This window comes from Sorangium sp. So ce302 (genome assembly GCF_051530145.1).
In the GTDB taxonomy this organism is placed as follows: domain Bacteria; phylum Myxococcota_A; class Polyangia; order Polyangiales; family Polyangiaceae; genus Sorangium; species Sorangium cellulosum_B.
The window spans coordinates 6,195,850-6,221,117 of the sequence record NZ_CP150326.1 but is presented as its reverse complement, the minus strand read 5'-3'; the positions used below and the strand labels follow the sequence as shown (position 1 = coordinate 6,221,117).

13 protein-coding genes are annotated in these 25,268 nt (G+C 70.9%); 7 read left to right on the top strand and 6 right to left on the bottom strand.

Annotated features, from left to right (window positions below; genetic code table 11):
- Positions 1 to 375: 375 nt before the first annotated feature.
- Both WME73_RS23500 and WME73_RS23495 read right to left on the bottom strand, forming a co-directional pair.
- Positions 376 to 576 carry a hypothetical protein gene (locus WME73_RS23500; protein ID WP_437747617.1) on the bottom strand — a complete coding sequence of 67 codons (201 nt, stop codon included), beginning with the start codon at positions 574 to 576 and terminating at the stop codon, positions 376 to 378.
- A gap of 255 nt (positions 577 to 831) precedes the next feature.
- A complete protein-coding gene (locus tag WME73_RS23495; protein WP_437917128.1) occupies positions 832 to 1,647 on the bottom strand; it encodes a hypothetical protein in 816 nt (271 codons plus the stop codon).
- A gap of 445 nt (positions 1,648 to 2,092) precedes the next feature.
- Between WME73_RS23495 and WME73_RS23490 the strand changes: the two genes are divergently transcribed.
- The 3 genes from WME73_RS23490 to WME73_RS23480 all read left to right on the top strand — a co-directional run bounded on the left by WME73_RS23490 (position 2,093) and on the right by WME73_RS23480 (position 14,399).
- The gene (locus WME73_RS23490; RefSeq protein WP_437917423.1) at positions 2,093 to 2,425 is read left to right on the top strand and encodes a sensor histidine kinase; all 333 of its coding nucleotides are present in this window, start codon (positions 2,093 to 2,095) and stop codon (positions 2,423 to 2,425) included.
- 244 nt (positions 2,426 to 2,669) lie between these two features.
- Positions 2,670 to 8,372, top strand: coding sequence for a sensor histidine kinase (locus tag WME73_RS23485; RefSeq protein WP_437917127.1), 5,703 nt, complete (start codon positions 2,670 to 2,672; stop codon positions 8,370 to 8,372).
- 333 nt (positions 8,373 to 8,705) lie between these two features.
- Positions 8,706 to 14,399 (top strand): sensor histidine kinase, encoded by a 5,694-nt coding sequence (locus WME73_RS23480; RefSeq protein WP_437917126.1) that lies wholly within the window; start codon positions 8,706 to 8,708, stop codon positions 14,397 to 14,399.
- A 53-nt stretch (positions 14,400 to 14,452) separates the two neighbouring features.
- On the opposite strand, the gene WME73_RS23475 is transcribed toward WME73_RS23480, so the two are convergent.
- From WME73_RS23475 to WME73_RS23465, 3 genes are all read right to left on the bottom strand, one after another.
- A complete protein-coding gene (locus WME73_RS23475) occupies positions 14,453 to 15,703 on the bottom strand; it encodes a zinc-dependent alcohol dehydrogenase (RefSeq protein ID WP_437917125.1) in 1,251 nt (416 codons plus the stop codon).
- Positions 15,704 to 15,995: 292 nt separating this feature from the next.
- Entirely contained in the window at positions 15,996 to 17,693 is a 1,698-nt protein-coding gene (locus tag WME73_RS23470) for an AAA family ATPase (protein ID WP_437917124.1), read from the bottom strand.
- Between the two features lie 101 nt (positions 17,694 to 17,794).
- The gene (locus tag WME73_RS23465) at positions 17,795 to 18,559 is read right to left on the bottom strand and encodes a tetratricopeptide repeat protein (RefSeq protein WP_437917123.1); all 765 of its coding nucleotides are present in this window, start codon (positions 18,557 to 18,559) and stop codon (positions 17,795 to 17,797) included.
- A gap of 58 nt (positions 18,560 to 18,617) precedes the next feature.
- Between WME73_RS23465 and WME73_RS23460 the strand changes: the two genes are divergently transcribed.
- The 4 genes from WME73_RS23460 (at position 18,618) to WME73_RS23445 (ending at position 23,757) form a co-directional block, all read left to right on the top strand.
- Positions 18,618 to 19,901, top strand: coding sequence for a glycoside hydrolase family 1 protein (locus WME73_RS23460; RefSeq protein WP_437747609.1), 1,284 nt, complete (start codon positions 18,618 to 18,620; stop codon positions 19,899 to 19,901).
- Between the two features lie 26 nt (positions 19,902 to 19,927).
- On the top strand, positions 19,928 to 21,757 hold the full coding sequence (locus WME73_RS23455) for a radical SAM protein (RefSeq protein ID WP_437917122.1): 1,830 nt from the start codon (positions 19,928 to 19,930) through the stop codon (positions 21,755 to 21,757).
- A 59-nt stretch (positions 21,758 to 21,816) separates the two neighbouring features.
- Positions 21,817 to 22,635: a HugZ family protein gene (locus WME73_RS23450; protein WP_437917121.1), complete on the top strand. Its 819-nt coding sequence runs from the start codon at positions 21,817 to 21,819 to the stop codon at positions 22,633 to 22,635.
- Between the two features lie 153 nt (positions 22,636 to 22,788).
- Entirely contained in the window at positions 22,789 to 23,757 is a 969-nt protein-coding gene (locus tag WME73_RS23445; protein WP_437917120.1) for a hypothetical protein, read from the top strand.
- A 22-nt stretch (positions 23,758 to 23,779) separates the two neighbouring features.
- Here the strand turns inward: WME73_RS23445 and WME73_RS23440 are convergent, their stop codons facing one another.
- Entirely contained in the window at positions 23,780 to 25,069 is a 1,290-nt protein-coding gene (locus WME73_RS23440) for a PAS domain S-box protein (protein ID WP_437917119.1), read from the bottom strand.
- Positions 25,070 to 25,268: the final 199 nt, after the last annotated feature.

Sequence of the window (25,268 nt, the reverse complement as noted above, 5' to 3'; positions counted from 1 at the left end):
CTCGCGAGCGCGCTCGCCCGCGACCACAATGCATCCTGGTCCCCTCGCGAGCGCGCTCGCCCGCGACCACAACGCGACCTGGTCCCCCCGCGACCGCGCTCGCCCGCGACCACAACGCGTTGTGGTCGGCGGAGACGTATCTCATGAAGAACGCTCGACTATTTTCGAGAACGTGAACCGCATCACAACCGCAGGCGCCTCTCGCATCGGATCGGCCGGGATCTGCTCGTCCGCTTCCGGCGGCGCCTCGATGGGCGGCGCGACGGGCGCCGCGGGCCGGGCTGCTCCGAAGGTGCGGCCACGAAGCCCGTTCAGGCGGCGCTTTTGGACGCGAGCAGAATCACGATGGCCACGGCGCAGGGCCTGTCCAGCGAGCTATGACCACTTGTCCGGCGGAACATCACCGGACAGCCCCTTTCGTCGCGCTGCGCGGACCGCCGCGAGCCAGTGCATCTTCGCTGGGTCGCTGTCCCACGGCGGGGCCTCCCGGTAGAGCGAGTCCCAGAATTCGCGCGCTGCCGCCTCGGCGGTCGCGAGCTCGCTCTCGCCTTCGGGCGCGTCCTCGACGGCATCCACGAGAGCACGCCATGGGTCCGAGTCGTAGCCTCTCAGGTTCGGCCACGGCCTTGCGGGTTGTCCGTCGAAGAGCCCATCGCTGCTCTGGAGAAAGCCTCTGGGGGATGGGCCTCGTCATGGAGCTCGGGAGCCCGCGGCGACCGCGCCGAAACCCCCGCTGAAAGGCGCGGAGCGCCGAGGGCCGGTCCACCTCGGGGGCGCCGTCGGCTCAGCTCTTGGAGAGAAAGCGAGCCGCCGCGCGGATGCGCGCTCGGCTCACGCCGGATCGGCCAGCGGCTCCTCTTCCGCCTCCACCGGCGGCGCGGCGGGCGCCTCGGCGGCGTCGCTGGCCTCGCCGCTCGATCCAACCGGCCGCGAGTCCCACGCCGCGAGCGGCGCGAGCAGCGCCGCGCTGACCTCCTCGCTGCCGGGCACGTCCGGGTCCGCGTGCGCGGCGACCCGGGTCGCATAGTCGCGAAGGGCTGCGAGCGTCGCCAGAAACGCGGCGCGCACGTCGCCCGTCGGAGCGCTCTCGGGCTTCGGCGTGGTGATGTGCAGCGCCCTGCCGTAAGCCTCGTGCGCCTCCTCCAGGTGGGCCAGGAAGCCCTCGCCGCCGAGCTTCTTGAACGTCCTGTCGTGCCGCGCGCCGCGGATCGCGTCGAGGCGCGCCTTCGACTCCTTCCATTCGAGCTTGTACGGGAGCCGGGTGAAGGAGAGGCCGTCCGGATAGAGGATCTTGAAAAGCTCCTTCGCGTCGTCGATGCTCGGGTTCTGCTCCGGCGGGAGCTTGCACCAGCCTCCGAGCCAGTCGAACGTCGCGCTCCACGCGTTGTCGAGGATGCGATCGGCCTTCGGCTTGGTCTTCGTCTCCACCGGATCGCCCCCTTGCGGCCGGGTGAGCGTCTCGAGCGTGGCGACCGCCGCGGCGAGGCGTCCTTTCGATCGACCGATCGCCTCCGGGAGCTTCTTCGGCTTGAGCTGCCGCTCCCTGGCGTCAGCCACCGTGATGAGCTCCGTGGCAAGCACGACCGACTCGGCGGCGTTGAGGCGCGGGAGAGCGACGAGATCCTGGGAGGTGAATGAACGAGCCATGGTGAACTCCTTCCCTGAAACGGCGCAGTCGACTGCGCCGGGGAGGAACGTCCTGGCAAGAACGGAGCCGCGCACGGCACCTCGGATTTTCGCGCTCTCCAACGCCCGGTGCACGCTCCTGGCCTGGTTTGGCCGGCCTGGCCTGGCCGGCCTGGGCGCCCGCAGGCCAGCGCGCAGGTCGTCGTCAGCGCGCCGCGCCGAGCGCCCCGGCCCCGGAGAGCGCGCTCTCCGGGACCGTCCTTCCCCTTCAGACTTCAGAACGTGGCATCGAGCTGGAGGCGACCGACGTGGCGGCCTTCAGAGGCATCCTTGCCGAAGATGTAGGAATAATCGCCCTGGATCTTCAAGGCATAGCCGTTCAGATAATCATTGAGCCCGCCGCCGACCTGCTCGCCCTGCGCGCCGATGGGATCGACGAGCTTCGGATCGGTGCCTCGTCTCGAACCTGCTCGCCAACGCGATCAAGTTCGGGGCGGGCAAGCCCGTGGAGATCTCAGTCGGGGAGGCGGCAGGGACGGCGCGGCTCTCGGTCCAGGATCACGGGATCGGGATCGACCCGGCGCGCCAGGGGCAGATCATCGAGCGCTTCGAGCGGGCGGTGTCCGACAGGCACTACGGCGGGCTGGGGCTCGGCCTGTACCTCAGCCGCAGGATCGCGGAGGCGCACGGCGGCTCGATCCGTGTCGAGAGCGCGCTCGGCGCCGGGGCGACGTTCATCGTCGAGCTCCCGCGTGCGGGGCCCCCGCGCGCGTTCGAGCCGAGCTCCCTGTCGGGCTGAGCGCCGCCGCCCAGGCGCTCGCGTTGGCCGGGCATCCTTCATACTATAGTCCGATAGAGATGGAGGTACGACTGAGGGAGAACTTGGCTGGAAGCGTGCTGCCGGGCGGGAGCCAGGCGCTCAGTCCGGTCGTATGGTTGGGCCGTGTCGGAGAGGTGCGCGGACTCGACCGCTCCGGCGTCGACGACAGCCGCCATGTCCCGCCAAGCCGCCGGACGCCGGCGCTTCACGGTGTGTCTTCCCCATGAAGACTGCCTCCCCCTACACGGTCACCGAGACCCTCCACGAGGGCCAAAGGACCAGCCTGCTTCGTGCGGTCCGGAACGCCGATGGCCGCTCGGTGATCTTGAAGGTCCTCGACCCGCGGCGCAGCCGCCCGAAGGACATCGAGCGCCTGAAGCACGAGTACGCGATTGGCACGATGCTGAACCACGAGGCCATCGTGGCGCCGCTCGCCCTCGAGATGTACGACGGGCTGCCGGCGCTCGTCCTTGAGGATTTCGGCGGCGCGTTCCTCGACCACTTCATGGATGTGCCCGTGGAGGTCGAGCGGTTCCTCGACCTCGCGGTTCGTATCGTGGCCGCCGTGGCGGAGCTCCACCAGCGGGACATCATCCACAAGGATCTCAAGCCCCAGAACATCCTCGTCAACGCAGCCACCGGCCAGGTCAAGCTCACCGACCTCGGCCTCGCGTCCCGCCTCCCCCGCGAGCAGCCGCCGGCAGGGCCTCCCCGGCTCATCGAGGGCTCCTTGCCGTACCTGTCTCCGGAGCAGACGGGGCGGATGAACCGGGCGATCGACAGCCGCACCGACCTCTATGCTCTCGGCGTCACGTTCTACGAGATGCTCACCGGGCGCCTGCCGTTCGAGGCGCGCGACCCGCTCGAGTGGGTGCACTGCCACGTCGCCCGCGCCCCGCCGCCGCTCTCCACGCTCGTCCCGCAGCTGCCCGAGGTCGTCTCGGCGCTCGTCCTGAAGCTCCTGGCCAAGATGGCGGAGGATCGTTACCAGACCGCCCGCGGCCTCAAGCACGACCTCGATCGGTGCCTTTCGCAGTGGCGAGCCACCGGCGGCATCGAGCCCTTTCCCCTGGCCGAGCGCGATGTCTCCAGCCGCTTGCAGATCCCTCAGAAGCTCTACAATCGCGACCACGACGTCGCTGCGCTGCTGCGCGCGTTCGAGCGCGTGGTGGGCACGGGATCCCCCGAGCTCGTCCTGGTCTCCGGCTATTCCGGCATCGGCAAGTCGGCGCTGGTCTACGAGCTCTACAGGCCGGTCATCCGGGAGCGAGCCCTCTTCCTTTCGGGCAAGTTCGATCCATACAAGCGCGATATCCCATACTCGACGCTCGTCCAGGCCTTCCGGGAGGCCGTGCTCGAGATCCTCGCCGAGAACGAGGACCAGATGGCGGCCTGGAGGCAGCGGCTGCTCGACGCCCTCGGGATCAACGGACAGCTCATGGTGGAGGTCATCCCCCAGGTCGAGCTCGTCATCGGCCGGCAACCGCCGGTTCCAGAGCTCCCGTTGACCGAGGCGCAGAACCGGTTCCGCGTCGTCTTCCGGCGCTTCATCGGGGTGTTCGCCCGGAAGGAGCACCCCCTCGCGCTCTTTCTCGACGACCTCCAGTGGCCCGATTCGGCGAGCCTCGGCCTCCTTCATGATCTGGTGACGCACCCCGAGACGCGCCATCTGCTCGTCATCGGCGCGTACCGCGACAACGAGGTGCCTCCCTCGCACCCGCTCACGCTGGCGCTCGACCAGCTGCGGAAGGAGGGCGCGCGCATCTCGGACATCGTGCTCGGCCCGCTCTCCCGAGAGCACCTCGCCGCGCTCGTCAGCGACGCGCTCCACTGCTCCCGCGAAGACGCCGCGCCGCTGTCGAACCTGGTCCACGAGAAGACGGCCGGCAACCCCTTCTTCGCGATCCAGTTCCTCACGGCGCTGCACGAAGAGCGGCTGATCGAATTCGACGAGCGGGCCGAGGCCTTCCGGTGGGACGTTGCGAGGATCCGCGAAAAGGGCTTCACCGACAACGTGGCGGCCCTGATGGTCGGCAAGCTCGCGCGGCTGCCGGAGGGCGCCCAGGGAGCGCTGACGCAGCTCGCCTGCCTGGGAAACACCGCAGACGTCGCCCTGCTGGCGCTGGTTCATGGCGGCTCGGAGGAGGACATGCACGCGCAGCTCTGGGAGGCCGTCCGCGCGGGGCTGGTCCTGCGCCTGGACGACACGTACAAGTTCCTCCACGACTGGGTCCAGGACGCCGCCTATTCGCTCATCCCCGAAGACGAGCGGGCGGCGATGCACCTCGAGTTAGGCAGGCTTCTCGCGTCGCGCACGGCGCCGGAGGACCTCGAGGAGAAGATCTTCGAGGTCGTGAACCAGCTCAACCGCGGCGTCGGGCTCATCACGTCGTGGGAGGAGCGAGAACGGGTCGCCGAGCTCAACCTCGTCGCGGGCAAGCGCGCCAAGGCGTCGACCGCCTATGCGTCGGCGCTGGCGTACCTCACCGCTGGCGCGGCGCTCCTGGCCGAGGACGGCTGGTCCCTCCGCTACGAGCTCATCTTCGCGCTCGAGCTCCACCGGGCCGAGTGTGAGTTCCTGACCGGCGAGCTCTCGGCGGCGGAGGAGCGGCTCTCTGTGCTCTCGCGCCGCGCCCGGAACCTCGTCGACTTCGGCGCCGTCACGTGCGCGCGCATGGCCGTTTACACGACCCTGGATCAGATCGACCGCAGCGTGGAGGCATGCCTCGAATACCTCCGGCGCGTCGGCGTCGAGTGGTCGCCGCACCCGTCGGACGCGGAGGTCCGGCAGGAGTACGAGCGGATTTTGAAAAAGCTCGAGGGCCGCCCGATCGAGGAGCTCTTCGACTTACCCCCGATGACCGATCCGGACTGCCGCACGACCATCGACGTCCTCTCGTGGTGCGAGGGGCCGGCCTGCTTCTCCGACCAGAACCTGCTGATCCTCGTGGTCGCTCGCATGGTGAACCTCAGCCTCGAGCATGGCAACAGCGACGCATCGTGCCTCGCGTACGTCCGGCTCGGCTCGCTCCTCGGGCCACGCTTCGGCGACTACCGGGCGGGGTTCCGCTTCGGCAGGCTCGGCCTCGACCTGGTGGAGAAGCGCGCGATGCTCCGCTTCAAGGCCCGCGTCTATCTGGCCTTCTGGTACGCCGTCAACCCCTGGACGAGGCACGTGCGCACCAGCCTCGATCCATTGCGGCGCGCCTTTCACGCGGCGCAGGAGGCCGGCGATCTCACGTATTCGTCCTATCTGTGCGACGCCTTGATCAGTCTCCTCCTCATCGAAGGAGATTTGCTCGGCGAGGTGCAGCGAGAGGCCGAGCGCGCGCTCGAGTTCACGCGGAAGGCCAAGTTCGGCCTCATTGTCGACTCCATCACCGGAAAGCTCAGGCTCATCCGGACGCTCCGGGGGCTCTTGCCGGATTTCGCCTCCTTCAACGATGACCACTTCGACGAGGGCCGGTTCGAGCGGCACCTCGAGGGCGATCCGCGCCTCTCGATCGCCGCGTGCTGGTACTGGATCTGCAAGCTGCGAGCGCGTTTTTACGCAGGTGACTACGCCTCTGCCCTCGAGGCCACCGCGAAGGCGCAGCGGCTCCTCTGGACGTCGCCGTCGTTCCCCGAGGTCGCCGAGCACCACTTTTTCAGCGCGCTCGCGCGGGCAGCGCGCCACGACGCGGCACCTCCATTTGCCGGCGAGCGGCCCCAGGATGTCATGGAGCTCCTCGCGCACCACGAGCAGCTCAAGGTCTGGGCTTCGAGCTGCCCCGAGAACTTCCTCCATCGCGCGGCGCTGGTCGGCGCCGAGGTCGCGCGCGTCGACAGCGAATGGGAGAAGGCGGCGCAGCTGTACGAGCAGGCGATCCGCGCCGCGCGCGAGAGCGGCTTCGTCCACAACGAGGCGCTCGCCTACGAGATCGCGTCGAGGTTTTACCGGGCGCGAGGGTTCGACCTGATCGCCGCCACGTACCTCCGCGAGGCGCGCGCCTGTTACGCCCGCTGGGGGGCGGACGGCAAGGTCCAGCAGATCGACCAGCAGAATCCGCACCTCTGGGATACGAGGCCGCTCGCCCAGGCCGCCACCTTCGCGGCGCGGTCCGAGCAGCTCGACCTGCTCTCGGTGACCAAGGCATCGCAGAGCCTGTCGAGCGAGATCGTCCTCGACAAGCTGCTCCGCACGCTGCTCACGGTCGTCCTCGAGCAGGGCGGCGCACAGAGGGCTTGCATCCTCCTGTGCCAGGACGAGCGCCTCTCCATCGGAGCGGAGGCCACCCTCGAAGAGAACGGGGCGGCGACGACCCTCCTCCCGCCGAAGGCGGAGGAGCTCTCGCGGCGCGTCCCCATGTCGCTCGTCCGCTATGTGCAGCGGACGAAGGAGCGCGTCATCCTGAGCGACGCCGCCGCCGACGCGGGCAAGTTCTCCGGCGACGAGTACTTCACGCAGGTTAGGCCCAAGTCGCTTCTCTGCGTGCCCATCCTGAGGCAGGCCGAGGTGGTGGGTCTGCTCTATCTCGAGAACAACCTCCTCGCCGGCGCGTTCACGCAGGATCGGCTCACCGCCCTCTCGCTCCTCGCCACGCAAGCAGCGATCTCCCTGGAGAACGCGCGGCTGCTCTCCACGGAGCAGGCCGCGCGGACCGCGGCCGAGGCGTCGGAGCGGCGCGCGGCCTTCCTGGCCGAGGCCGGGGAGATCCTCGCCGGGTCGCTCGATTACGCCGAGACGCTCTCGCGCCTCGCACGGCTATCGGTGCGATCGCTCTGCGACTGGTGCATGATCGACCTGGTGGAAGACGGAGAGATCCGGCGGATCTCATGGGCACACAGAGACCCTGCGAAGGAGTCGTTGTTCGAGGAGCTAGAGCGGCGATATCCTCCTCGCCGGGATTCGCCCCGCCCGGCGGCCAGGGTCCTGCGGAGCGGCGAGCCACTCCTGGTCCCCGAAGTCTCCGAGGCAGTCCTCCGGGACTACTGCGAGGACGACGGGAAGGCGAGGCTCATTCGCGAGCTCGGGACCCACAGCTTCATCACCGTACCGCTCGTGGCGCGGGGACAGGCGATCGGGGTGCTGAGCGTCGCCTCGTCCGCGCCGGGGCGCCGCTACGGGGGCGCCGACCTCGAGCTCATCCAGGAAGTGGCGCGCCGGGCCGCCATCGCGATCGACAATGCGCGGCTCTACCACACTGCCCAGGAGGCCATCCGTGCGCGGGACGAGTTCCTGACCGTGGCGACGCACGAGCTCAACACGCCGTTGACGTCGCTCACGCTGACGCTCGAGTCCGTGGATAGGGCGCTGCGAGCGGGCCGCTCCTGGGACCCCCAGGCCTTGGGCCGGCAGGTCGACCGCGCGCTGCGGCAGGCGGCGCGCTTGACCCGCCTGAACAGGGAGCTGCTCGACGTCTCGCGGATCCACGGGGATCGGCTCTCGCTCGAGGTCGAGGAGGTGGACCTCGGGGCGGTCGTCCGCGACGTGCTCGCGCGATTCAAGCTGGATCTGGCGCGCGCCGGGTGCTCGGTCTCGCTGCGGGAGTGCGGCCGGATCGTGGGCCTCTGGGATGGTTCCCGCGTGGACCAGATCGTCTCGAACCTGCTCGCAAACGCGATCAAGTTCGGGGCGGGCAAGCCCGTGGAGATCTCCGTCGACGAGGAGGCGGGGACGGCGCGGCTCTCGGTCCGGGACCACGGGATCGGGATCGACCCGGCGCGCCAGGGGCAGATCTTCGAGCGGTTCGAGCGCGCGGTGTCGGACAGGCACTACGGCGGGCTGGGGCTCGGGCTGTACATCAGCCGCAGGATCGCGGAGGCGCACGGCGGGTCGATCCGCGTCGAGAGCGCGCTCGGCGCCGGGGCGACGTTCATCGTCGAGCTCCCGCGTGCGGGACCCCCGCGCACGGAGATGGAGAGACGCGCAGCGTCGAGCGGGTAGCCCAGCTGCAGGCGGCGGCGGATGCGGGTGCCGAAGGATGCGGGCGGGCGTTCACGAGAGCATGGAGCTCCCTGCTCGTCGGGGCCCGCGACGTGCACCGCGGAACTGCCGGGCCTGACCCGTGGTACCTATCGATCGAGGGGGTGCTGAGGTGACACGATCGTGGGAGGCCGTGACAGAGAATGCGGTCCCCGGCGGGCGCCATGCGCTCACGCCGATCGTGTGGTTACGTCGTCTCGGCAAGGCGCGCGGACTCGAGCGCTCCGGCGCTGACGGCAGCCCCCAGGGGCCGCCAGGCCGCCGGGCGCCAGCGCTCCACGGAGTGCCTTCCCCATGGGGGTGAGCACCGCCTCGCCATACACGATCGTCGAGACCCTCCACGAGGGCCTGAGGACCCGCCTGCTCCGAGCGGTCCGGAGCGCCGATGGCCGCTCGGTGATCTTGAAGATCATCGACCCGAGGCGCAGCCGCCCGCAGGACGTCGAGCACCTGAAGAACGAGTACGCGATCGGCAAGATGCTGAACCACGAGGCCATCGTGAAGCCGCTGGCCCTCGAGACGTACGAGGGGGTGCCGGCGCTCGTCATGGAGGATTTCGGCGGCGAGTCGCTCGATCACTTCATCGGCGCGCCGATGCAAACCGAGCGGTTCCTCGACCTCGCGGTCCGCATCGTGGCCGGCGTGGCGGCGCTCCACGAGCGGGGCATCCTTCACAAGGATCTCAAACCGCAGAACATCCTCGTCAACGCGGCCACCGGCCAGGTCAAGCTCACCGACTTCGGCCTGGCGTCCTGCCTCTCCCGCGAGCAGGCGCCGGCGGGGCCTGCGCGGCTCATCGAGGGCTCCTTGCCGTACCTGTCCCCGGAGCAGACAGGGCGAATGAACCGGGCGATCGACAGCCGCGCCGATCTCTACGCCCTTGGCGTCACCTTCTACGAGATGCTCACCGGGCGCCTGCCGTTCGAGGCGCGGGACCCACCCGAGTGGGTGCACTGCCATGTCGCCCGCGCCCCGCATCCGCCCTCCGCGCACGTCCCGGAGCTGCCCGAGATCCTCTCCGCGATCGTCCTGAAGCTCCTCGCCAAGATGGCGGAGGATCGCTACCAGACCGCCAGCAGCCTCCAGCACGACCTGGAGCGGTGCCTGGTCGAGCTCCGGGCCACCGGCAAGCTCGAGCCGTTCCCCCTGGCGGCGCACGATGTCTCGGGCCGCTTCCAGATCCCTCAGAAGCTCTATGGTCGCGAGGACGAGGTCGTCGCGCTGCTCTCCGCCTTCGAGCGCGTGGTCGGCACGGGATCCCCCGAGACCGTCCTCGTCTCGGGCTATTCCGGGATCGGCAAGTCTGCGCTGGTGAGCGAGCTGCACAAGCCGATCGTCCGCGAGCGGGGATTCTTCATCTCGGGGAAGTTCGACCAGCAGAGGCGCGATATCCCGTACTCGACGATCGTCCAGGCCTTCCGGGAGCTGGTGCTCGAGCTCCTCGCCGAGAGCGAGGAGCGGCTCGCGGCCGTCCGGGATCGGCTGCGCGCCGCCCTCGGGATCAACGGACAGCTCATCGTGGACGTGATCCCGCAGGTCGAGCTCGTCATCGGGCGGCAACCGCCGGTCGCCGCGCTGCCGCTGGCCGAGGCGCAGAGCCGGTTCCGCGTCGTGTTCCGGCGTTTCATCGGGGTGTTCACCCGGAAGGCGCGCCCCCTCGCGCTCTTTCTCGACGATCTCCAGTGGGCCGATCCGGCGAGCCTCGGGCTCCTCGAGGATCTGATGACGGATCCCGAGACGCGCTGTCTGCTCGTCATCGGCGCGTACCGCGACAACGAGGTGACCCGTTTCCACCCGCTGATGCTGGCGCTCGATCAGATGCGGAAGGGGGGCGCGAGCGTCTCGGAGATCGTGCTCGGCCCGCTCTCCCGCGAGCACCTCGCCACGCTCGTCAGCGACACGCTCCACTGCCGCCGCGAGGACGCCGCGCCGCTCTCGGACCTCGTCCACGAGAAGACGGCTGGCAATCCCTTCTTCGCGATCCAGTTTTTCATGGCGCTCCACGAGGAGCGCCTGATCGAGTTCGACGTCTACGCAGAGGTCTGGCGGTGGGACCTCACGAAGATCCGTGCCAAGGGCTTCACCGACAACGTGGTGGCCCTGATGGTCGGGAAGCTCATGCGGCTCCCTGCCAGCACCCAGGACGCATTGAAGCAGCTCGCTTGTCTGGGAAACTCCGCCGAGATCGCGCCCCTGGCGATGGTTCATGGCCGCTCGGAGGGGGCGTTGCACGCGGTCCTCTGGGAGGCCGTCCGCGCAGGGCTCGTCCTCCGCACGGATGGCACGTACAGGTTTCTCCATGACCGCATCCAGGAGGCGGCCTATTCGCTCATCCCCGAGGGCGAGCGGGCGGCGATGCACCTCGAGATCGGCCGCCTGCTCTCGTCGCGGACGCCGCCCGAGGAGCTCGAGGAAAAGATCTTCGAGATCGTGAGCCAGCTCAACCGCGGCGCCGCGCTGATCACGGCGCGAGAGGAGCGCGAGCGTGTGGCCGAGCTCAACCTCGTCGCGGGCGAGCGCGCCAGGAGAGCCACGGCCTACGCCTCGGCGCTGAGCTATCTCACCGTCGGCGCCGAGCTCCTGGGCGGGGAGAGCTGGGACACGCGGTACGAGCTCGCCTTCGCGATCGAGCTCCACCTGGCCGAGTGCGAGATCGTCACCGGCGCCCCGGCGGCGGAGGAGCGGCTCTCCTCGCTCTGGCGCCGCGCGCGGGACCTCGTCGAGGCGGCCTCCGTCGCGCGCACGCGCGTCGAGCTCTTCACGACCCTCACCTGGAGCGACCGCGCCGTCGGGGCCTGCCTTGAATACCTCCGGCGCGTCGGCGTCTCGTGGTCGCCGCACCCGACGGACGAGGAGGTCCAGAGGGAATACGAGGGGGTATGGGAGCGGCTCGGGAGCCGCTCGATCGAGGAGCTCATCAACCTGCCCCCGATGACCGATCCGGTCTCGCGGGCGACCGTGGACGTCCTCACGTCGACCATAGCGCCAGCGCACTTCACCGATGCCAACCTGCTCGCCCTCATCCTGGGTCGCGCCGTGAACCTCAGCATCACGCAGGGCAACAGCGACGCCTCGTGCTGCGCCTACGCCTACCTCAGCACGTGCCTCGGCCCTCGCTTCGGCGACTACCAGGCGGCGTACCGCTTTGGCAAGCTGGGCTTCGATCTGGTGGAGAAGCACGGGCTGCTCCGCTTCAAGGCCCGCGTCTACTCGACCTTCGCGTTCATGGTCCTGCCCTGGACGAGGCACCTGCGCGCCAGCGTCGAGCTCATGCGACGCGCCCGCGACGCGGCGCAGGAGACCGGCGATCTCGCGTATGTTGCCTATGCCGGCAGCTCCCTGGTCTCGCTCCTGCTCTCGGACGGCGATGTGCTCGATGAAGTGCAGCGCGAGGCCAAGAGAGAGCTCGAGTTCGCGCGGAGGGCGAGGTTCGATCTCATCGTCGACCTCTTCACCGGAAACCGCCGGCTCATCCGGACACTCCGGGGCCTCTCGCCGGACTTCTCCACCTTCAACGACGCGGAGTTCGACGAGGGCCGGTTCGAGCAGCACGTCATGAGCGATCCCACCCTGACGGTCGCCGCCTGCTGGTACTGGATCCGCAAGCTGCAAGGGCGCTTCTTCGCGGGCGACCACGCGTCCGCCATCGAGGCGGCGTCGAAGGCAGCGCCGCTCCTCGGGTCGTCGGCGTCGTTCTTCGAGGCGGCGGAGTACCATTTCTACGGCGCGCTCGCGCGGGCAGCGCACCACGACGCGGCGACCGCCGACGAGCGGCCCCGGCACCTGGATGCCATCGTCGCCCACCACGAGCGGCTCGCGAACTGGGCGACGAACTGTCCCGAGAACTTCGGGAACCGCGCGGCGCTGGTCGCCGCCGAGATCGCGCGCATCGAAGGCCGGTATCTCGACGCCGAGCGCCTCTACGAAGAAGCCATCCGCTCGGCCCACGATGGCGGCTTCGTCCACAACGAGGCGGTCGCTTGCGAGGTCGCGTCTCGGTTCTACCGAGCGCGGGGGCTCGACAGGTTCGCCGACACAACCCTCGGCGACGCGCGGACCTGCTACGCCCGCTGGGGCGCTGACGGCAAGGTGGCGCAGATCGACAGGGAGAATCCGCGCCTCCGCGAGCCGAGGCCCACCCCGTTCACCGCCACCTTCGCGGCTCGGCCCGAGCAGTTCGACCTGCTCTCGGTGACCAAGGCCTCGCAGGCCATCTCGGGCGAGATCATCCTCGACAGGCTCCTGCGCACGCTGCTCGAGGTCGTGCTCGAGCAGGGCGGCGCGCAGAGGGCCTGCATCCTCCTGAGTCAGGACGGCAGGCTCTCGATCGAAGCGGAGGCCGCGCTCAAGGAAGGAGGGGCGGTGGTGAGCACCCTCGAGTCGGCGCCGGTGGATTCCTCGCAGCGCCTCCCCTCGTCGCTCGTCGACTACGTGTGGCGGACCGGGGAGCGCGTCATCCTGCACGACGCGGCCGCCGATGCGGGCACATTCTCCGGCGACGGCTACTTCGCGCGGAGTCGGCCCAAATCGCTCCTCTGCATGCCCATCCTGAGGCGGGCCGAGGTGGTGGGCATGCTCTTCCTCGAGAACAACCTCCTCGCCGGCGCGTTCACGCGGGATCGGCTCACCGCGCTCTCGCTCCTCGCCTCGCAGGCGGCGATCTCCCTGGAGAACGCGCGGCTCCTCGCCAAGGAGCAGTCCGCGCGGACCGCCGCAGAGACGGCCGAGCGGCGCGCGGCCTTCCTGGCCGAGGCCGGGGCGATCCTCTCCGGATCGCTCGATTACGGGGAGACGCTGTCGCGGCTCGCGCGGCAGTCCGTGCGATCGTTCTGCGACTGGTGCATCATCGATGTCGTCGATGGTGGAGAGACCCGACCCGCGGCCTCGGCCCACAGAGATCCTGCGAAGCAGCCTTTGCTCGCGGAGTTACGGCGGCGATACCCTCCTGGCCGGGATTCGCCCCACCCGGCGGCCCGCGCCGTCAGGGACTGTGAGCCGCTCCTGCTCCCCGAGATCTCGGACGAGGTCCTCCGGCGATACGCCGAGGACGACGGGCACGCGAGGCTCCTCCGCGAGCTCGGGACACAGAGCTCCATCACCGTGCCGCTCGTGACGCGGGGACAACCGCTCGGGGCGCTGAACGTCGTCTCGTGCGTGCCGGGGCGCCGCTACGGGGACGCCGATCTCGAGCTCGTGCAGGAAGTGGCGCGCCGGGCGGCGATGGCGATCGACAATTCGCGGCTCTACCGTGCTGCTCAGGAGGCCGTCCGGATGCGGGACGAGTTCCTGACCGTCGCGACGCACGAGCTCAACACGCCGATGACGTCGCTCACGCTCACGCTCGAGGCGATGGAGCGGGCCATCCGGTCGGGTCGGATCTGGGACCCGCAGGCCATGGGCAGGCAGGTCGACCGCGCGCTGCGGCAGGGAGCGCGCCTGACCCGCCTGAACAGCGAGCTCCTCGATGTCTCGCAGATCGACGCGGCTCGGCTGAGGCTCAGCGTCGCCGAGGTCGACCTCGGGGAGGTCGCCCGCGACGTGGTCGCGCGGTTCAGGCACGATCTGGAGCGCGCCGGGTGCTCGGTCTCGCTCCGGGACGGCGGCCGGATCGTGGGCCGGTGGGATCGCTCCCGCGTCGATCAGATCGTGACGAACCTCCTCGCCAATGCGATCAAGTTCGGCGCGGGCAAGCCCATCGAGGTCGTCCTCGGCGAGGAGGCCGGGATAGCGTGGCTCTCGGTCAGGGATCACGGGATCGGCGTCGATCCGGCGCGCCAGGAGCGGATCTTCGAGCGCTTCGAGCGCGCCGTGTCCAACCGGCACTACGGCGGGCTGGGGCTCGGGCTGTACATCAGCCGCAGGATCGCGGAGGCGCACGGCGGCTCGATCCGTGTCCAGAGCGCGCCCGGCGCCGGGGCGACGTTCATCGTCGAGCTGCCGCGCGCCGGGCCGCCGCGCACCGTCGAGCCGAGCGCTCTGCCGAGCTGAGCGCCGCTTTCAGGGGGGTGGGCGCGGCGCCGCCTTGAGCAGGCGGCGCCGCGCTATGCGACGGCGCGGTCCAGGTGGGCAGGCGCCCCCGCCCGCGACGGGCGGAGCTCGACCTTCACCCACCCGGCGTCTCGCCGATCGAAGGCCTTGTAGGCGTCGACAGCCGACTCCAGGGGCGCTTTCTTGGTGAGGATCGTGGTGGGATCCACCTGGCCGGTCTGCACGAGGTCCACGAGCTTCGGGATGTACTTCCTGTGATTGCAGTTGCCCATCTGGAGGGTGAGGTTCTTGTTCATGGCCTCTCCGATGGGGAACGTGCGCGACGTCTGCGGATAGACGCCGATGACCGCGATGGTCCCCGCCTTGGCCACGCACCGGACGGCCCACTGCAGCACCTGCGACGGCCCGTCGCCGGCGCGGAAGGCGTCGCCCGTGGTCCGCGCGTTGGGGGCGATCTGCTTGACCTCGAGGTCGAACGCCTTGGCCTGCTGCTTCGCCTCCTTGTGGGCGGGGCCTTCGTGCGGGCGCTCGGCGTCGACGCCCACGGCGTCGATCGCCCGGTCCACGCCGATGCCGCCGGTGAGGCGCAGGATGGCCTCGATCGGGTCCTCGGCGGAGAAGTCGACGGTCTCGGCGCCCTGCTCGCGCGCCATCTCGAGCCGGTCGGGCACGCGATCGACGGCGAGGATGCGCCCCGCGCCCATGAGCTTGGCGCTCGCGATCGTGAACAGGCCGACGGGGCCGCAGCCGAAGATCGCGACCGTGTCGCCGGGCTTGATCTCGGCGAGCTCGGCGCCGAAGTACGCCGTCGGGAAGATGTCGGAGAGCAGGATGGCCTGGTCGTCGCTGACGCCGTTCGGCAGCTTGACGAGGCCGACGCCCGCGAAGGGGATGCGCGCGAGCTCGGCCTGCAGCCCGTCGAACGGGCCCGACATGGCGGGGCCGCCGAAGAACGCCGTGCCCGCGTGCTTGCCGTTCGGGTTCGTGTTGTCGCACTGCGCGTAGTACGCGGCGCGACAGTACGAGCAGTAGCCGCACGCGATCGTCGAGGGCACGACGACGCGATCGCCCTTCTTCAGGTTCCGCACGTCGGCGCCGAGCTCCTCGACGACGCCGACCGCCTCGTGACCGAGGACCGTGCCCGGCACCATCCCCGGCATCGTGCCGCGGACGAAGTGGAGATCGGTCCCGCAGATGGCGCTCGCCGTGATCCGGAGGATCGCGTCGGTCGGCTCCTTGATCTTCGGCTCCTTGACGTCGTCCATCCGGATGTCGCCGACGCCGTGAAACACTACCGCCTTCATGGGTTCTCGCTTTCTCCCTCGGGGGGCGGCGCGCCGGCCGGCCGAGAGGCGCAGGCCGCCGCGCTCTGCAGAGATGGCCGAGGTCCTGGACGCCGCGTGTCCGTGCCGATCCCGTGCCAGCCTGCGCGTGCAACCGCGGCGCGGAGGGTGGAGCAACCGAGGTGCCAGCGGGACATCGCCGGGAGATCCGGCTCCGGCGCGCTGCTCGCATCCGCGGCGCGCTGCTCCTCGGGCGGCGGGGCGATCGTGACAATCTGCCCCGTCCGGGGCCGCCCGCCGCAGGGGAGCCCGGTTATCCGGGCTCCCCGGACCGGACGCGGACGACCTTACCGTCGAACGCGACGGCCATCGCGAAGATGGGCGCGGCGCCGCTCGCGCGGAGCTCGGCGGCGTAGTCGCGCGCCCGGATCTGCGCCACGGCCTCGTCGAGCGCCTGCTCAAGGCTGACCCGCGACGCGCGGGCGACCTTGAGCTCGAGCACGACGCCAGGCCGGCCCGGCTGCACCGGCCGGATCATCACGTCGGGCCGCCCTTGCCCGGATTCGCGGTTGGAGCGCACCTGATGGCCCGGCTCGAGCGCCGCGAGCAGGCCGGCGACGAAGCCGTGATAGACCGCCTCCGGATCGACCCTCGTCGCGTCGTGGTACGAGAGCACGCCGGCCACGAAAGCCTGGAGCTCCGCTTCGAACCCCGCCGCGTCGCCCGAGAGAAGCGCGGCGAGGAGTCGTTGCATGCTGCTGCCCTGCCGCCTGAGCCGCGCCTCCGCCCAGCGGCGGAACGTGCCCGTGTAGAGCAGCCGCACCTCGCGGTTCGGGATCTTCAGGGCGTGCGCGGGCTGCTCCCCGTGGCCGCGCGAGCGCTTCTCGGCGCGCAGGTATCCCGAGAAGACCAGCAGCCCGAACAGCGCATCTTCGTTCTGCGCGAGGTCGCCGATGGCCACGTTCTCCTCGAGCACGCGCTCGATCTCGCCTCCCTCCATCAGCACCTCCAGCGCGGGCTGCAGCGTCACGGCGTGCTCCTCGATCACCTTCTGGATGAGATCGTTGGAGCTCGTGCCGAGCCAGAACGGGAGCGGATCCTGGTCTTGCCCTTCGAGGAAGCTGAGGATCGACCAGGGGTTGTAGATGACGGCGCCGCCGAAGTCGTACCCGTTGTACCAGGCGCGGATCACCTCCAGCAGGCCGCGCCGCCCCGCCTTCTCGAGCAGCGCCTCCACCTCGGCCTCCGTGAACCCGAAGCAGGTGTTGAAGTCCGATCGGAGGAGCGAATAGGCGACCACGTTGTTGAGCCCGGAGAAGATGCTCTCGCGCGCCACCCGGAGGATGCCGGTGAGGACGGCCCTGTGGAGGTGCGGATTGCCCTTCAGCCCCTCGGTGAGGAACGTGCGCACGAAGTCGAGGATCCTCGGCGCATAACCGTGCAGATACCCGGCGTGGATGGGCTCGTCGTACTCGTCGATGAGCATCACGACGCGCTCGCCATGGAGGCGGTGGAGGTGGCTCGACAGATCCAGGAGCGCCCGACCATACACGGCCTCGGATGCCGTGCCGTCCAGCACGTCCTTATAGCGGCGCTGCTCCACCTCCCCGAGCTGGCCGCTGTCGAGCACGTGGCGGTGCTGGTTGTAGAGCTCGACGATCTTCTCTCGCAGGGCAGCCCAGCAGCGCTCGAACGTCTCCTGCTTCGCTCCCTTCAGCGTCAGGTAGATGACGGGATACCGCTGGAAGTGCTCGCGATAGCGCTCTCCGGCCCGCCATACCGAGAGATCTTCGAACAGGTGGGACAGGTCCTCCTGCCGCTTCTCGAAGAACCAGCGCAGCATCGACAGGTTCAGGGTCTTGCCGAACCGCCGGGGGCGGGGGAGGAGAACGACCTGGACGCCCCCTTTGTCGACGAGCTCCAGGATGAGGTGGGACTTGTCGACGTACTCCAGCCCGGACTCGCGGAGCTGGCGGAAATCGTCGATGCCGAGCGCGACGCGGAGGGACATGGGATTCCAGCCGTATGCGGCCCGCCCGACAGGAGGTCAAGCGAGCCGCGCCGCTGGTCGCGCCCGCGGCCCGATACGGCCGCCGGGCCGGCGTCGTGGCATCACCGCCCTTCGCGCCGCCGATCCGCCGCGCTCCCCCGCGAAGGCGCCGCGGCGTGCCGCGCGAGCGCGCGCCGGACCGGGCCGCGATCGGCGCCGCCGGCGCGCACGGGATCGGCCTCGCCGACCAGCACCGACAGCGCGCGCGCCTGCGTCGTCGCCGTGGCCGCGAGGGCGCGATCGCCGTTCCGCGCGGCGAGCGCCGAGAGCCGCCGCGCGACGCCGAGCGCAGCCGGCAGCGCGCCCGCCGCCACGTACGCGGCCGCGAGCTCCTGGAGCAGCCTGCCGTCGTCGCCGCGGAGCGCCGCCGCCGCTTCCAGGTCGGCGATCGCCTCCTCGCGCCGCCCCTCGCGCGACCGCAGCGCCGCCCGGGCGCGGTGGCCCTCGACGAAGCCGCTCACGTGGTCCAGCCCCACGGTGTACGCGCGCTCCGCCTCGCGCGGATCGCCCGCCCGCTCGTACAGCGCGCCCAGCCCGAGGTACGCCGGGCCGTAGGTCGCGTCGAAGCGGACCGCCTCCAGGTACCGCTGCAGCGCCACGTCGGCCTCGCCGGCCGCGGCGCGAGCCTCGGCCTGGCGCGTCATCTCGGCGGCCTGCGCCGTCGCCCAGCCGACCCCGTCCGCCCGGGCCGGCGCGGCCCCGTGCAGCAGCGCCGCGGCGAGCGAGGCGGCGGCGAGGGCGCGCGCTCGCCGCCGCGCGCCCCCCGCATCTACGCACCGCGCCGCGCACACGGGGCCGAGCGTACCGGCGCCCGGCCCCTGGAGCAATCGGACGGCTGCTCCGGAAGGCAGCCGCCCGGCGCGAGTTCGCGTAGGATGCGCGCTCATGGGTGAGGATCTGCGCTTCCCGGACGGGTTCCTGTTCGGCACTGCCGCCTCCGCCACACAGGTCGAGGGGCACTGCGCGCAGAGCGACTGGGCCGCGTTCGCGCGCGAGCCGGGGCGCGTCCGCGGCGGCGACACGCCGGACGACGCGTGCGACCAGCTGCATCGCTTCCGCGAGGACGTCGCGCTCCAGGCGCGGCTCTGTATGGGGGCGCACCGGCTCTCAATCGAGTGGGCCCGCGTCGAGCGGGAGCCGGGCGAGTTCGATCCGGCCACGTGGGACCACTACCGGGACGTGCTCGGCGCGCACCGGGACGCCGGGATCACCCCGATGGTCACCGTCCATCACGTCACCCTGCCGCGCTGGGTCGCGCAGCGGGGCGGCCTGCTCTCGCAGGATCTGCCTTCGCTCCTCTCGCGCTTCGCCGAGCGCGCCGTCGAGGCGCTCGGCGACCTGTGCCAGCTCTGGGTCACCATCAACGAGCCCAACATGCTCGCCCTGCAGGCCCACCTGCTCGGCGTCTGGCCGCCGGCGCGGAGCTCGCCCGTCGAGGCGGTGCGCGCCCACCAGAACCTCTTCCGCGCCCACGCCGCCATGTACCGCGCCATGCACGAGGCCGCGGGCCGGCGCGGGCATTCCATCTCGGTCGGCGTCGCGCACCACCTGCGCGTCATCGAGCCGGAGCGGTTCGGGCGGCTCGCCGACCGCATGTGGGCGGCCCTCTTCGAGCGGCTGTTCAACGACGCGTTCGCGCGCGCCGTCTGCGACAGCGGCCTGCACGACTTCTTCGGCGTGAACTACTACAGCCGTGACCTGGTCCGCTTCTCGGCGGCGCACGCGCGCGCGGGGTTCCTCCGGCGGCTCGTCCCCGAGGGGGCGGAGGTCAGCGATCTCGGCTGGGAGATCTACCCGGAGGGGCTCGGCTACGTGCTCGACGCCTGGTGGCCCCGCGCCCGGGTCCCGATCTACATCACGGAGAACGGCATCGCCGACGCCGACGACGACCAGCGCCCGCGGTTCCTCGTGCGGCACCTCGCGGAGGTCGCGCGGGCCATCGAGCGCGGCGTCGACGTGCGCGGGTACATGCACTGGTCGCTGCTCGACGGCTTCGAGTGGGCCGAGGGGTACGCCCCGCGCTTCGGGCTGGTCGAGGTCGACCGCGTGACCCAGGAGCGCAGCCCGCGGCCGAGCGCCGAGCTCTACGCCCGGATCGCGCGCGCGCGCCGCATCGAGGCAGACGGCCCGGGCGGCGCGCGGAGCGAGCGCGGCGCCGCGCCCGCGTGACGGACGGCACCGGAAAGGCAGGATCGATGCGCATCGCGCTGCTCTACCCACCGCCCTGGAAGATCCCCGCGCCCGGGGAGGCGCCCGACACGAGCGGCGACGGCCCGCCGGCCGAGTACCGCGAGGGCGACCTCGACCCGGACTTCCACCAGACCCCGTACGGGCTCTTCTCGCTGGGCGCGCAGGCCCTCCGCGCGGGCCATCAGGTGAAGGTGCTGAACCTCTCATCGTACCCGTTCTCGCAGGTCGAGCGGGTCGTGCGCGAGCTCGGCGCGGACGTGTTCGGCCTGTCGTGCTGGACCGCCAACCGGCGCGGCGTGGCGCTCACCGCCCGGTGCATCCGGCGGCTCCACCCCGGGGCGCACATCGTCGTCGGCGGGCCGCACGCGACCCCGCTCGCGGCCGAGATGCTGCGGCACCACCCCGAGATCGACACGGTGACGCTCGGCGAGAGCGAGCACTCGTTCCTCGAGCTCCTCGAGCGCCTCGAGGCCGGCCGGCCCGCGCTCGGCGTCGCCGGCACGGCGTACCGCGTCGACGGCCGGGTCGAGCTCGGCCCGCCCCGGCCCGCGATCGAGGAGCTCGACGCGCTCGCGTCGCCGCACGATCACTTCGCCACGCACATCGTGATGACCTCGCGCGGCTGCGCCTGGGCGTGCACGTTCTGCGGGGCCGAGGCGACCTGGGGCCGCGGCTTCCGGGGCCAGTCGGTGCCCTACGTGCTCGACTCCATCGAGGCCGCCGTGGCGAAGCTGCCGGTGAAGATGGTCCAGATCAAGGACGACACCTTCACGACGAACCGCAAGCGCGTCATCGAGATCTGCCGCGGCATCCGCGATCGGAAGATCTCTTTCCTGTGGAGCTGCGACACGCGCGTCGACGTGCTCGGCGAGGAGCTGCTCCGCGAGATGCGCCTCGCCGGCTGCCAGCGCCTGAGCCTCGGCGTCGAGTCGGGCTCGCCGTCCATCCTGAAGAACATCGACAAGAAGATCACGGTCAAGAAGATCATCGAGTCGACAGAGCTCGCGAAGAAGTACGGGATCCAGGTCCGCTACTACATGATGCTGGGCAACCGCGGCGAGACGGCGGAGACGTTCCGGGAGACGCTCGCGTTCCTGGAGGCGGCGAGGCCGCACCAGTACATCTTCTCGTGCCTGTCCATCTACCCCGGCACGCGCGACTTCGACGACGCGGAGGCGGCCGGCTGGCTTCAGCGCGACGTCTATTTCCGCGGCGACTTCCAGGAGCTCAAGACGCCGTTCGACGCCTCGGAGGAGGACACGGCGCTGATGAGCGCCTGGTTCGAGCGGAACAAGGGGCTGCGCGAGGTCTACCGCGAGGGGGTGGGGGAGCGCCTGGCGATCCTCGAGCGGCTCGGCGATCACCACGCGGCGCACCTCGAGCTCGGCGTCGCCTACCTCGACGCGGGGCAGCTCGACCTCGCGGAGCGGCACGCCGCGCGCGCGCTGGAGCTCGGCCATCCGCTGCCGGGGCTCGTGCTCAACGCGCTCGCGTGCGTCGCGGCGGGCCGGCGCGACTGGCAGGCGATGCAGGACCACTTCACGGCGGCCGCGAAGCGCGACCCGCAGCACGCGGTGCTCATCCGCAACGTGCAGGCGGCGCGCGCGTGGTTCGCGAAGGGCGGGCCGGGCAAGGGGCTCCCGCTCGATCTCGTCGCGCGCTGCGACTTCCAGCTCCTGGAGCGGACGGCGCAGCCGGCGCTCCCCGGGCCGCTCCCGGAGGACTTCGCCGTGTGGCCGCAGGCCGTGGCGCGGCCCGCGCCGCCGCGCGCGGCCGAGGCCGCCGGCCGCGACGCAGCGGCGCAGCGCGGGCGGCTCCGGGTGCTGCCGTCGTAGCGCCGGGCGGCGCGGCGCCCCGGTTCCTCCGGCCCTCCCGGCGTGCTACCCGCCCTTCCATGTCGACGAGCACAGACCACGGCCGCCCCGGCGCCGGCCCGGAGCCGGCGGCGGATCCACCTCTCCAGGGCGCGAAGGCGCCGAGCCACGCCGAGCGCTGCCGCACGCTGGCGCAGCGGGCCCGCGCTGCCACGCTGTGCACGCTCGCGCGGGATCCCGCCGGTTATCCGTACGGCTCGCTCGTCGCCGTCACCGTGGACGCGCACGGGCGCCCGCTGCTGCTGCTCTCGGCGCTCGCCGAGCACACTGGCAACCTCAAGGTCCGCGCCGAGGCGTCACTGCTCCTCGCCGAGCCCGCCGAGGGCCTGGCCGACCCGCTCGCGCTCGGCCGGATGACCCTGATCGGCCCGTGCCGCCCCCTCGAAGGCGCGGAGGCGGCCGCCGCCCGGACGAGCTTCCTCGCGACGCACCCGCGTGCGTCGTACTACGTGGATTTCACGGACTTTTCTTTCTACCGGCTCGACCCGGTGTCGATCCGGTACGTCGGCGGCTTCGGCCGCATGTCCTGGGTCGAGGCCGACGCGTACGCGGCCGCCGAGCCCGATCCGCTCGCCGCCGACACCGCGGGCATCCTCGAGCACATGAACACCGATCACGCCGACGCGGTCCTCGCGTACGCGAAGGTCCTCGCCGGGATCAAGGACGCCACCGGCGCCACGATGACCTCGGTCGATCGTTACGGCTTCGAGCTGGATATCATCACGCCGGCGGGGCCGAAGGCGGCACGCCTCCCGTTCGACGCGCCCGTATCGAGGACGGACGAGGTGCGGAAGGCGATGGTGGCGCTGGTGCGCGAGGCCCGCGGCCGCACCGCCTAGCGGCGCGCCGCGCGGGCGCCCTCCTGCCGCCGGCGTGGGTGAGGCCGCCGTCCGCCATGGCGGCGCCAGCCCCGGAGCGCGCTCCTCTCTGCCAACACGACGCTGATTCTGGCGCTCCGGCCCATGGCACGCGATCTGCCGAGATCGCGCCGCATGGGAGACGCCGACATCACCTTGCGCCACATCGCCCGACGGTTTCCTGACGACCTGGCGTGCGTCTTTGTCCCCGAGCACAGGTCGGTCGAGGTCCTCGGCTGGATCGACACCCAGGTCACGAAGCTCGAGCGACGCCTCGACAAGGCGCTGCGCCTGCGCATCGGCGCCGAGCTGCGCGTGCTGCACGTCGAGTTCTGCTTCGCGTTGCGCGACGACGTGCCCGACCAGATGTTCGAGTACCTCGGCTTCCTCTTCTCCGCGCTCCGGCGCGAGGCTCCCGGAGCGCCGGTACCGCCGATCGAGAGCGTCGCCGTGGTCCTCTCGGGTCGCCGGCGGCGTTTGCCCGCGACAGGGAAGCGCCGTACGTCCTGGCGGGGGCGGCGGTTCAGCGGCACGCACTTTCGTGTCGACGCGGTCTACCAGCGCACGATGGCCGAGCTCCGGGCGCGAGGCAGCGTGTTCTGGCTCGTGTTCGCCCCGCTTACCAGGGACGCCACCGCCGCGGCGATGCGTGAGGTCGTCGCGGAGATCTCCGCGCGGGCGGCGACCGTCGAGGAACGGATCGAGCTATATACAGCGCTCCTGGTCATGGCCGCCATCGACCCCTGGGGGCACAACTTGCGGAAGGAGCTCGTCATGCTGATGGAGGACAGGGAGACGGAGAAGAAGCTGCTCCGGACCATACCGATCATCGAAGAAATGCTCGCCGAGGCCGAACAGGAGGGCGCGAAGGTGGCCGCGCAGGAGGCCGCGCGGGCGGGGGCGCAGGCGGGGGCGCAGAAGGCCATCGCCGAGCTCCTCGGCCGCCTCTTCGCGCGGCGGGTCGGGCGCCAGCCGACCGCCGAGGAGGAGCGCTCGATCGTCGAGCGCGCACAGGCCATCGGGGCGGGCGAGGTCGAGGATGCCCTGCTGGATCTCGACAGCGACGCGCTGGTCCGCTGGCTCGCCGAGCCGATGCACCGCTGACGAGATCCGAGCAGGAGCTCCGTCACCCGTCGCGGCGCCGCGGGCTGCTCGACCTCCTCCCGCCGCGGCGCGAGCGCCCCAGCGCGTGGTGGAGCCCGCTCTGGAGCGAGCTCAGCGTGACGATCTCCCGGAGGTCGATGCCGATACCCACCATCGTCTGCGCCACCTCGGGGCCGACGCCGGTGAGGATGACCTCCGCGCCGAGCAGCTTGACCGCCTGGGCCGCTCTGATCAGCGAGTCCGCGATCTCGGCGTCCACCACCGGCACGCCGGTGACGTCGAGGATGACCGTGGCCGCGCGCTGCGCCACCACCCCCTGCAGCAAGCGCTCCAGCAGCTGCTCGATGCGCACCCGGTCGAGCCGCCCGACGAGGGGCATCACCAGGATCCCCGCGTCGAGCGGGATGAGCGGCGTCGAGAGCTCCCGGATGGTCGCCTCCTGCGCGTCGATCATCTGCGCTTGAAGCGCCGCGCGCTCCGCCTCGGCCCGCCGGAGCTCGGTCACGTCGTAGCCCTCGGCGATCAGGAGGACGCTCTGGCCCAGCGTGTCGAGGATCGGCTTCATCTTGAGGTCGAGCGTCGCCACGCGCCCGCCGGGCCCGTGGAGCTTCACCTCGCACGACGACGGCTCGCCCGCCGCCGCCCGGCGGACGCACTCCCTGATCCGCTCCCCTGCGCTCGCTCCGCCGACCCAGAACGGCGCCTGCCAGAGCGGCCCGCCGCGCGCTTCGCCCGGCCGCGCCCCGGTGAAATCGGCCATCGTCCGGTTGCACTCGATCAGGTCCCCGTGCGGGGTGAGCAGGCCGATGAACATCGAGGTCTCGTCGAAGATCGCCCGGAACTTCTGCTCGCTCTCGCGCAGCGCCTGCTCGCGCTTCAGCTGCTCCGTGAGGGGGCGCGAGAAGGCCGAGAAGAACTGCTCGTCACCGCTCTGGACGAGGTGAGAGCTCACCTCGACGTCGATCAGGTGGCCGTCCTTGTGGCGGTGCCTCGCGAGGAAGCGGAGCGACCCCCTGGCCTTGATCTCCTCGATGACCATCGCGATCTCGCGCGGCGGCCGCGGGTCGATCTGGCCGATGTTCATCGTCAGGAGCTCGCTCCGGTCGTAACCCACGATGCCGGCGAAGGATGGATTGCAGTCGAGGATCTCGCCGTTCATCCCGACGACGTGGAACCCCTCGCCGGCCGCCTGCAGGATCAGCCGTGTCCGCTCCTCCCGGCGCCCCAGCTGCTCATGGAGCCTGTCGATCTCCTTGCGCAATCCAGCGTTCTCCACCCGGAGCCGCTCGATGCTTTCCTGATCTGTCTCCACGTTCGCTCTTCCTTCCATCCTTCTGGCCGCCCCCCTCCCACCCCGCCGAGGAGCCGCTCTCCCCTCCCGCGCGTCTCCAACGAACCAGGACGATAGCCGATCCCGGCGTCAAGCCGCGCGCTCGTCGGCTGCCCGGGCGCGTCGGGCGCGCTCGACCGGAGCGGACGAGCTCGACGCACCGCCGCGCTTGTCGCGGCGT